The organism is Rhodopirellula sp. UBA1907 (genome assembly GCF_002337565.1).
Lineage (GTDB): Bacteria > Planctomycetota > Planctomycetia > Pirellulales > Pirellulaceae > Rhodopirellula > Rhodopirellula europaea.
In genome coordinates, this window is record NZ_DDGH01000050.1 from 1 (window position 1) to 10,510 (window position 10,510).

At 54.6% G+C, this 10,510-nt stretch carries 10 protein-coding genes and 1 pseudogene; 6 read left to right on the plus strand and 5 right to left on the minus strand.

What is annotated here, in order from left to right; genetic code table 11:
• The 5 genes and pseudogenes from B2R17_RS10850 to B2R17_RS10870 form a co-directional block, all read right to left on the minus strand.
• Positions 1-224 (minus strand): annotated as a pseudogene (locus B2R17_RS10850) (thiol:disulfide interchange protein); the annotation flags it as partial.
• 173 nt (positions 225-397) lie between these two features.
• Positions 398-775, minus strand: coding sequence for a hypothetical protein (locus tag B2R17_RS10855; RefSeq protein WP_286763994.1), 378 nt, complete (start codon positions 773-775; stop codon positions 398-400).
• 66 nt (positions 776-841) lie between these two features.
• Positions 842-2,275 (minus strand): hypothetical protein, encoded by a 1,434-nt coding sequence (locus B2R17_RS10860; protein WP_286763995.1) that lies wholly within the window; start codon positions 2,273-2,275, stop codon positions 842-844.
• A 197-nt stretch (positions 2,276-2,472) separates the two neighbouring features.
• Entirely contained in the window at positions 2,473-4,152 is a 1,680-nt protein-coding gene (locus tag B2R17_RS10865) for an ABC1 kinase family protein (RefSeq protein ID WP_286763996.1), read from the minus strand.
• A 149-nt stretch (positions 4,153-4,301) separates the two neighbouring features.
• Entirely contained in the window at positions 4,302-4,715 is a 414-nt protein-coding gene (locus B2R17_RS10870; protein WP_008659484.1) for a hypothetical protein, read from the minus strand.
• Between the two features lie 231 nt (positions 4,716-4,946).
• Here B2R17_RS10870 and B2R17_RS10875 point away from each other — a divergent pair, with 231 nt between their 5' ends.
• The 6 genes from B2R17_RS10875 to B2R17_RS10900 all read left to right on the plus strand — a co-directional run.
• Complete coding sequence (locus tag B2R17_RS10875) at positions 4,947-5,309, plus strand: hypothetical protein (RefSeq protein ID WP_286763997.1); 363 nt, start codon at positions 4,947-4,949, stop codon at positions 5,307-5,309.
• A gap of 80 nt (positions 5,310-5,389) precedes the next feature.
• Complete coding sequence (locus tag B2R17_RS10880; RefSeq protein WP_286763998.1) at positions 5,390-5,755, plus strand: hypothetical protein; 366 nt, start codon at positions 5,390-5,392, stop codon at positions 5,753-5,755.
• Positions 5,756-5,877: 122 nt separating this feature from the next.
• On the plus strand, positions 5,878-6,300 hold the full coding sequence (locus tag B2R17_RS10885) for a HesB/IscA family protein (protein ID WP_286763999.1): 423 nt from the start codon (positions 5,878-5,880) through the stop codon (positions 6,298-6,300).
• A 405-nt stretch (positions 6,301-6,705) separates the two neighbouring features.
• Positions 6,706-8,235 (plus strand): arylsulfatase, encoded by a 1,530-nt coding sequence (locus B2R17_RS10890; RefSeq protein WP_286764000.1) that lies wholly within the window; start codon positions 6,706-6,708, stop codon positions 8,233-8,235.
• A 41-nt stretch (positions 8,236-8,276) separates the two neighbouring features.
• Positions 8,277-9,689 (plus strand): sulfatase family protein, encoded by a 1,413-nt coding sequence (locus tag B2R17_RS10895; protein WP_286764001.1) that lies wholly within the window; start codon positions 8,277-8,279, stop codon positions 9,687-9,689.
• Between the two features lie 294 nt (positions 9,690-9,983).
• Positions 9,984-10,510: hypothetical protein (locus tag B2R17_RS10900; RefSeq protein ID WP_286764002.1), on the plus strand; the 527-nt coding region annotated here is incomplete at its 3' end.

Consider the following 10,510-nt stretch of genomic DNA (forward strand, 5'->3'; position numbering starts at 1 on the left):
GATAAAGCCCAATTGGCGAGATAGAGAACGGCGACCGGCTTCCCCTCCAATTCAGTCCTATCGAATGCTGCCTTCGAATACACACTCCAAGGCATCGACACCGCGTCACGTGTTGCCGGTTCTTGATTGCACCAGAACAAGATGGATCCCGTTGCAAGCAGCCCGCCAGTCGTGATGACCGCCGCGAACATGGCATTGCTGTACAAATACCTGGGTCTATTCAAAGCAATCCAAAATCGCTGAGTCACGGTCGTGAACAATGTCTTTGCAAAAGCGAATATTCAATATCAACAGTCCAGCTTCTCCCGAATGCGGTTGGAACCAGATATATCCTTCGATGGTTTTTCGCCACTTCGCCCCGCCGGAAAGGCAGCCATTTGCCGCCAACTATTGAAGTTCAGTCCTGCCGCGCAGCAACGCCTCCTCGGTACCCACCAATTGCTGACACCAAGAGAAAATAAGTGACGGTCACAGCGATAAGAACGCGGCGAGTCAAAGAACCATCATTCAAGGTCTGAGTTGCCATTATGAAAAACGCAGCCAAAAGCCAATAGGGCACCAAACTAATAAGCAACCAACACAATGACCACAGCGTGCCAAGAATCACAGACCATCGCGTTGGAGTCACCGTGATTGCCGTCATCGGGCCGAGCAGAAATGGGCAGGCAATCGGCACCCACAGAAAATGAATTTTTGCCAACGCTAGGAGGACCGCGCACACACCTGCCCAGCCCAGCAAGTTCGCTATCGAGAATTGCAGCTTTTCCGATCGCATCAAAACCTCGCACGCTTCGCCGCAGTTCGACTTGGATAGACGAACCCTCCGGATCACGGGAACACGCTAGCCAGTCTCGCCGATGACGAGATGCGTTGTCCCCTTCGGCAAATCAAAACAAGCAACAAGATGCTTCTCATCGGAGAACCAGGTTCCTGAGTCCAATCCCGAACGCGTGGTGGTTTCGTGGAGCAATTTGCGATCACCACCATGCTGAACACTGACTGGGCCAACGCCACCATCCAACTGCACCGTGAACTTCTCGGTGGCAAAGGGGGCATTCAGTTTCACTCGATTGCCAACATGCTCGATCTCAGTCAGCTTTTTCGCGGCCCAGTAACGAGCGATCTCGCTGACCTTCATCCAAAGTGTTTCGTCCCCAAATCGTGTTGCTAACGACTCGACGACTCGCTGGAACGAGCGAAATCCTTCTTGACTCCCGTTGCTGTACATTCCCGGCCAATGACACAGCATGACCGCCGGCTGACGTCGTTGAATCAACTCAACCATTCGTCCGCTGGTTGCTTCTGAGTTGCAATAACGATCAGGTTCAGAAAGCGAATCGCCCTGCCAACCGCCGAACCAATCACCTGTTCCCGCGGGGACATTGACCGTCAGCCGCACGTCATCGGTTCCCACGCCGCGCAGATGTTCGAGTTTGGGTTCGGTGCTCTCGTCGTTTGAAATGACATACTTGAAATAGTGCGGCAGCTCCGCTCCATAAACGTCGCGAACAGCTTGATCGACCGCAAATGGCAACTCCTTTTGCACCTTTCCGCCAAATCCACCGGGCGTGGTGACGCCTTCGCATGGCAGGTCGCAATTCTCTAAAATTCGAAGTGCGTAGGCGAGATAGGCCGCCAACTCGTCGACGCTCTTCTTTTCCTGAGGGTAGGAATTCTCCATCGTCGCCGAACTGATCGTCTCCATCGGTCGACCGGTCTTCAGATCGATGACTCGCGTGTGCGTGATCATCTCTGGATGAATATCCCAGTTGGGAAGCATCAATTCGCGAACGAGATCCAAACTGGACTTCAACTCCGAACGAGACCAACCTGGCAACTCCCGGTCGAGCCAGCCGACACACGCGGGATTTGGGACGATGCTGTACTTCCCTTTCACACCGTTGTCAGCGCACCACTCACCAAACTGGCGAACGAAAGAATCCGGGATCTCACGTGGCCAAGACCTCCACGGCTTCTGATACTCCGCGCGGTCCGGCCAAGCCTCCGCGAATTGCGGGTTGCAAAAGTGCCCCATGTTCACCAGGCAGGTCGAGTCATCAATGATGAAGGAGAGCGGCACTCGATCACGTGGCATCAACACATCGACGCCAACCGGTCGTTCGGGCAACGCAGGCTCAGCTGCAACCTCTGCTGCCACCGCGGATTCGGACGAGAGCATTCCCACACCAGAGACCGCTGTGGCAGCGACACCCAACGCCGAAGTGTGCAAGAAACGTCGCCGGTTTTGTTCCATCCAAACTTGGTCTTCATTCACTGGGGATTCTCCTGCTGGCGAACGTGGCATCATTGGCATTGCAATTCAACTCGATCAGCCCCCAGTGTATCGCTTCGCCACAGCCTGATGGTTCACGACTCATCAATCACGAACTGAAACGATGTTCCCTACACGAAATCGGCATTGAGTCGCGATTCTCGCACGCTCACGCGAGCGACGTTGGCATGGGTGCACGGCTATCGAACTCGCGAGATCTGCCAACTGAGTCGCACGCCCATGACCATCGCCAGCGAACACCCCAACATCCCGGGAACCGAGACACCAAATAACAATGGCGGCACCCCACTACTCAACAAGGAAGCTGAACCGACAAACAACGCTGCGGTCAGAATCCCCATCACCAATCGGTTGACAATTGGTTCCAACCGACGGTGTTGCAGATGGATGTCGAAGTTGCCTTGTTTGAGACTGTGCAGGACGTCGCCCAAGTCTTTCGGCAGAATGCTCAACAGGTGATCCCAATCATCCACCCGATTTTTAATCCGCTCATAAACCCGCCGCGGCGAAAGACGACGACGCATCGCTTGCTGGCCATAAGGTTCCAACAATTCCGCCAAACTGAAATTGGGATCGAGTTGATGAGCGGTTCCTTCTAGCATCGCCAAGACCTTTAGCAACATCGCAACTTTGGCGGGCAAATAGATCCGATGCTCGCGGATGATCCCCGTCACATCTCGCAGGCAAGCGCTGACGTCGAAGTCGCGAAGCTTTTGATCGGAGTAGTCATCGAGCATGTCACGGATTTCGCTCACCAACGATGGTTCGTCAAAGTCACATGGCACATCGCCCAGTCGCACCGCGATCTCGGCAATCGACTCGGCGTCGCCAGTCACCGCCGCGATCAACGCGACTTCCAAGTCATCCTTGAGTGCATCGTCGATGCGACCGACCATGCCACAATCGAGCAACCCGATCACTTGTTTCGCCGGCGGCCCATCGCTCGAAGGATCCTGACTCGGAACATGACGATTCAGGACCATCAGATTTCCGGGGTGCGGATCGGCGTGGTAAAAACCATCGCGAAAAATCATATCGAGAAACACGACCGCCCCTCGGTGAGCGACCTCGTTCAAGTCAGCTCCCGATGTCTTCAACTCCGCTTTGTTCGAGACACTGATTCCGTCGAGCCGCTGCATCGTCAACACGCGTCGTGAACTCAGCTTTGGGTACGGCCTCGCAAAGTGCACGTCCGGTTCGTCCTGGAAATTGGTTCGGAACCGATTCATGTTTTTCAACTCCCGTTGAAAATCCAACTCTCGCATCAGCGATCGTTGAAATTCTCGAATCGTATCGACCGGGCGGTACTGCGTCAGTCTTTCGGATTGCTGCTCCGCGATCTCAGCCAACTTCTGCATGATTTCCAAGTCATTGACGATTCGTTGTTCGATCCCCGGATGCTGGACCTTCACAACCACATCGTGGCCATCATGCGTCGTGGCTCGATGAACTTGTCCAATCGAAGCGGACGCCATCGCGGTCGAATCAAACTTCAAAAAAAGTTCGTCAATTCCCGCTCCCAACTCGGACTCGACCATTGCGATGACCACTTCAGCCGGATCGCTGGGCGTATTCGCACGAAGCTGAGCCAACTCGCACGCCAGTTCCCGGCCGACCAAATCCTCGCGAGTGCTCAGGACTTGGCCCAGTTTGATGAACGTCGTCCCCAGCTCTTCAAACGCCACCCGAATTCGTGCGGCGGTTGTCATCGACTCGTCCGCCGAACCTCTTAAACGCTCAGGCCAAATCGACGGGACTCCCGACATCCAATCCGCCAAACCATGCCGCGTCAGGATCGTCACCACTTCGCGAAAACGCTCGGCATTGCGAATCAACTGCGGGACTTCGATCAATTCCATCGGAAGTTGCCACGGTACAAAGGAAAAATCGGACGGCGTTTCACTTACCGTCCGACGCGAATTCGATCACGCCCATTCAAATCGAGATCGCAGCGTAACAACCGTGTGACCGCCCACAGCGTGATCAAAGCGCGGTGGTTCGCCACGTTTTACAGCGATGAATCCAGCGTTGCCTTCAACATCGCAATGTGTGCCATCACCGTATGATGATGCTTTTTCATGCGTTCGTGAGCGTCCCGCAAATGTTGATGGCGAGTTGCCTCCTTCACGTGTTCCGACATCGAATGTGCCGTTGGATCGTTTTGTTGCCGGAAATCGGCTGCCACGCCGTGTTCATGCTGCAGCGTGTTGGCTTCGTGGGAATCGAGCTGATCGACGTGAGCCTCGAGCGACGTCATGTGCTCGGTCAAACGCTCAGCGATTCGGTTCAGTTCCTTCAACGCGTTTTGATGATTTTGTTGCCAAATCTCAATGTCGTCACGCCACATCGAAACATCGCTTTCCCATTGGCGATGGTCGTGGTGCATGGTTTCGTCATTGATCAACACATCTTGTTTGGACATTTTTGTGCTCCTGTGAAGCGAGTAGTGTGTCACCGCGCAACAATCGCACGTCCCGTGCCGTCACCGCTCGTCATCACTGTCCGTGAGCAGGACGCGCCCAATTGGGTCTAGAATATTGCCATCAACTCTGACCTCTATCTTTGCAGTCTGACACGAACGCGAAGCTTTCCCTCGGATCCAACCTGCATATCAGCGAATTTTCGTGCCCACCACCAAATCGGAGTTCGGCAAATGTCGCTTCCATCACCGACCGTCGTGTATCGAACGAGAAATTACTCAAAGGCCGAATCGGTAGCCGCGTTGCTTCTAAAGGCAGGGATCAACGCTCGGCTGAACTCTCCGAAACCGATTGGTCATATGGTCGAAGGTCCCGTCTTTGACATCTTGCACGAAGTCTTCGCTGCCGACTGCACCGAAACAGAAGTGACGCAATTGTTGTCACAGTGGCGATCCGAGAACAAAACCTCCAATTCGAACCAACCACCGTTCTGCTATCACTGTGGCGACACCCTGACATCGATGAGTGCCTTCTGTCCCGCGTGTGGTCACGCCCTCGATTTCGATCCCGACACGAGCTCACAAACCATTTCCTGAAAAGGATCGAACGACAGGTCGTCAATTCCATCACTCCCATTGAAACTATTCGACTGCTGGAACAATCCGCAATGCGACCAATGCTTTTTCATCTCGGTTCGCTAGTGTCCTTTTACAGTCTCATCGCAGCGGTGCTTTGGTATGAGAACTACCCGACTCACCAGATCATTTTGGGAGCCATCGCGATCACGGCCGTCTTTTACACGATGGTGCATGCTGGCCCAATGATTCGACAATGGACGGGCCGGTCAGCAGGCAGGAACGCGCGTGCGGACATCGCCTACTACATCGTCTCACTGCTTGGAATCGTTCCATTTCTGCTGTACTTCCCCGACTCTGGGATTGCGATTTCAATGGTCGTTGTGGGATCCGCGATGGCTTTGGGCCGAATCGTTGGTCAACTATTATTCGGCGATGATCATTCAGCAGTCTCTGACATGGAGTGAATCTCAACATCCAATCAAGAAATCCTCCGGCCGGAACCTTTCGCCACACAAGTCGTTTGCGAAACAATTACCAGCGACAACCCATTTCCAACAAATCACCTCTCTCACCACCAAGCTTCCAAATGCTCGCCGCCCGCCTCTTGCTGATCTTGCTCGCATTGGTTTGTCTAGCCGGATGCCCCGGCCAATTAAACGATACGACGAAGAAGTCTCAAACGTTTGTGACAATCACGCCCGCGGCCGAGACCAAATTCAAAGAGTTCCTGCGCGACTCACCCGGCGATCACATTCGGTTGTCGATCAAAGACAACGGTGAGAATGGATTTGAATATGCATTGAACCTCGAGTCACCACCAATTCCGAGTGGTGCCGTCGTCCAAGACTGCCAAGGGTTTACACTCGCAGTGTCTCCCCGTGACCTTGTCTACGTCGAAGGATCCACGATCGATTGGGAGACACGCCTGAACGAACCCGACGGGTTCAAATTCGACAATCCCAACGCGTTCAAATCCACCACCGAACAAGCGACGAAAGATCGACAATGAGCTCTCCTGGTTTAATCGAACTGCTGGTGATCGGACTCATCGCGCTCGTGACGCTCGGCATTCCAGTTGCCTTGTTGGTGGCGATCGTTCTGATTTTCAAACGCAAAGGTTGAATCACTCCTTCGCTGCGGTCGCCCAACGATCAAGGACGAAGCAGGTAGGCGGCCAACTTCATTGATGCGCACGCACCGCCCGGTCGAGGGTTTTCATCCCGCCGGTGTGCCGGCCGCCCGTGATTGCAATCCGAATCACGACTATCATCGTGCGACACCTGCCAAGAGACGTCGCCCAGCGTGACGTTGCGGGTTGCCAGCAATTCCCGCCCACCTTCACGCGACGTGTCGCAGAACACCAAACCCAGCACGCTCACGCATCCACTGAATCGCCCCGAGGCGAACGAACGAAATGAAATCTATCACTCAACTTCTGTTTGGCCTTCTCATCGCGTTCGGCGTTCAAGCGAACTCTATGGCCGACGAACGTCCCAATGTCATTCTCATTTTCGCTGATGACCTCGGGCCTGGCATGCTTGGGTGCTATGGCCAGGAAGTCGTCACGACGCCCAATATCGATCGCTTGGCACGCGAAGGAATGAAGTTCAACAACTACTACGGGGGCGTCTACTGTGCCCCCGCCCGTTGGACTCTGCTCACCGGGATGCACGATGGTCGGAACGGCGGTTGGGCACAGAACCGAGCTGGATTGCCGATCTGGAGAGACGCGGGGCAGATCACGGAAGAGGAATATCAAAAGCGAATGGAGAAGCACAAAGCCAACTCCAATCCGATCGCGGATGATGAAGTGTTCCTCGCGCAGGTGGCTCAGCAGGCCGGGTACAAGACCGCCCAATTCGGAAAGTTGGATCGCGGCTTTTTGACTTGGAACGAGCGAGTCCAGCGATTCGGATGGGACTTCCACGAAGGCTACTACGATCACCAACGATGCCACGGCTTCTACCCGCCTTATCTTTGGCGTAACGGCGAACGCTTTGATTTGCCCGGCAACACGATGGCGGATTGCGGCAAGACCAGTGAGAAAGGCGATGAACCGGTTGGCTATGGTGGCGAAACCTATTCGCAAAACGTTTTCATTGAAGGCATTCTGAAATACCTACGTGCCAACCATGACCAACCATTCTTTCTCTATCATCCGACTCAGTTGCCACACGGTCCGGTCGCGATCCCCGAACTGCACCCTGACTTCGCTGATCATCCCACCATGAGCCTGGCGGAGAAAAAGTACGCCTCGATGGTCAAGATGCTCGACGATCATGTCGGTTTGATCATGGACGAATTGGTGACTCTCGAAATCGATGACAAAACCGTCGTTCTGTTCACATCCGACAATGGCCATGAACTCTACTACGGCCCCAAACCAAGCTACAAGAAGCAAACGCTTCCCAGCGGCGCACCCGCCAACCTCACCGACAAAAAATGGCGGTCGTCCGAGTGCGGAGACATCTTCGATGGAGCGGGCGGAAGAGCGGGCTTGAAGCGCAGTGGCTATCAAGGCGGCATGCAGTGTCCCATGATCGTGCGATGGCCAGGCAAGATTGAACCTAGTTCCGAGAACAACCTGCTGACCGCCCACTACGACTTTCTCGCCACGTTGGCGGATTTAGTGGGTGAGGAAAAACCCAGAGGCAAAGATGGCATCTCTTATCTGCCCACCCTGCTCGGACAACCACAAACCGAACATCACGAGCACGTTGTAATCAACAACAACTTCAATGCGATGGGAAGCCGGGCATTGATCACCGGCGAAGGATTGAAGCTGGTCGAAGCGGATCGCAAGAAGGGCATCTTCCAGCTCTATGATCTCACCACAGACAACGAAGAACGCACCAATCTGGCATCCGGCTACCCAGAAAAAGTCACTGAACTGAAACAGATTCTGATGCGGGAGATCGATTCCCCACGCCCGGACTTGCAATAAAAATCTGACGACAGCACCAAGCGGCATATTGGAGAGACGCCATGAAACAATCAATCAGTCTTGTCATCTTCGCGCTGTGTGTCTCGGTGGCGTGCAACACCATCGCATCGGATTCCCCCAACATCATCCTTTGCATGGCGGACGACCAAGGGTGGGGAGACACCGGGTACAACGGGCATTCACATCTGCGAACGCCGCATCTGGATCAAATGGCTGCCGAGGGCGTGACGTTCACGCGTTTTTACGCCGCTGCCGCAATGTGCTCCCCGACGCGGGCGAGCTGCTACACGGGTCGTAACCCTTACCGCTTCGGCGTGACCTTCGCCATGAAAGGCATGCTGGAACCAACCGAAATACCAATCACGACAGTGCTGAAGCAGCACGGTTACACGACTGGCCATTTTGGAAAGTGGCACCTTGGCACGCTTTCAAAAACGGTGGGCGACCAAAATCGCTGGGGCACGTTTGCCAAACAACCCGAGCGATACTATTGCCCGCCTTGGGAACGTGACGTTGACGTCTGCTTTGTGACCGAATCCAAAGTCCCCACGTGGAACCCGTTGCTTCATCCGGGGCCCATTTCAAAGAAGCAATCTCAACAATCTTCTAAGCAAGGCCGACCGTACGGCAACGAATACTTCACCGGTCCGGGTCAGAAAGAAACCGACAACATGGACGGCGATGACTCCCGAGTCATCATGGACCGAGCGATCCCGTTCATCCGTGATGCGGTGCAAAACGACCGACCATTCTTTGCCGCCGTTTGGTTCCACACACCTCACTCGCCCGTCGTCGGCGGCCCAAAGTATCGCGAAATGTATCGCGAGCAACCTGAACCGGCCCAGCACTATTACGCCTGCCTCACGGCGATGGACGAACAGGTCGGACGCCTGCGTGCGGAGCTGAAATCGCTCGGTGTCGCTGACAACACGATGCTCTGCTTTTGCTCCGACAACGGTCCAGCCCGCCAGGGGTCACCACGGCACGTGGGATCAGCCAAGAACTTGAAAGGATTCAAGTTGTCAATTGACGAAGGCGGAATCCGCGTTCCCGGTTTGATGGTGTGGCCAAACAAAATTGACTCGCCGCGCACCATCGATGCACCGTGCTTCACCACCGACTACTTCCCGACCATCCTGGATGCCATCGATGTTGAACTTCCGACCGACCGCCCCTACGACGGCACGAGTCTCTTGCCACTGGTCACCGGCCAATCAAGCGAGCGACAAAAGCCACTTGGTTTCCTCAATCGCGATGGAAAAGAATCCGTCTGGATGCAGCACCGCTTCAAACTTGTCTCCACCGAAAGAGGCGAGAAACTCTATGACATCATCGATGACCCTAGTGAGAAAACGAATTTGGCGAACGAGATGCCCGAGCTAGCCAACCGCATGAAAGATGATTTGCAGCAATGGAAATCCTCCGTCATGGCGGACCTTCAGCGTGTGCCGTGAAAAGATAGACACTTCCGTCTGAAAATCCATCGCTGTCGATTTGCCGCGAAAACGTCGACATGGGCGTTTGCATCACATCTGATTCCACTTTGCGGTCATCGATGACCTGTTCCTTTTCAACAAAGACCACGACCGCGCCCGGATGTTACGCGGCGAACCGTTCCAGTCCGATCGCCCATCCCCGCCGGCGTGGACAAACTCCCGGCACCACCCACGAACGATTCAATGAATACTCCGAACGACTCGGCTAAAACGAAATCTCGAAGCCCAAGAAAGGCTCGTAGCAAGCTCCTGATGTTCGCGCGCCGCGCCCATCTTTACATCGGCCTGTTTCTTTTGCCGTGGGTGTTCTTGTACGGTGCCACCGGAGCCATGCTCAACCACTCGGGGTTGTTCCCTGAAGCGACCATGCAAACAGTCGACGCGAACGAATTGACTGATTCCGGTTGGGCAAATTTCCCAAACCAATCCGAGCTTGCGGAGCAAGTAATTGACGCGATGCGCCGAGCGTCTCCTGAGTCAACGATTGTGCTGGTTCCCGATCATGCCCCCGAATTCACAAATGAGCTTGGCTTTCAATGGCAGGAAGGAGAAACTCGTCACACAGTTCACTTGAACCCGGTCGACAAGTCCGCTTGGGTGGCGACGTTCCCACAGAATCGAGAACCATTGGAACCTGTCCTGAAAGAGATCAATCGAGTGGAACTCACTCCCAATCCGATGGCAATCGCGACGCAAACCGTTCCGACGGTGGTGGACGCGGCTGGCATGCAGCCCGCCGACAAACTTGAGCCACTTGGCAACGCACGATCAATTAGTGT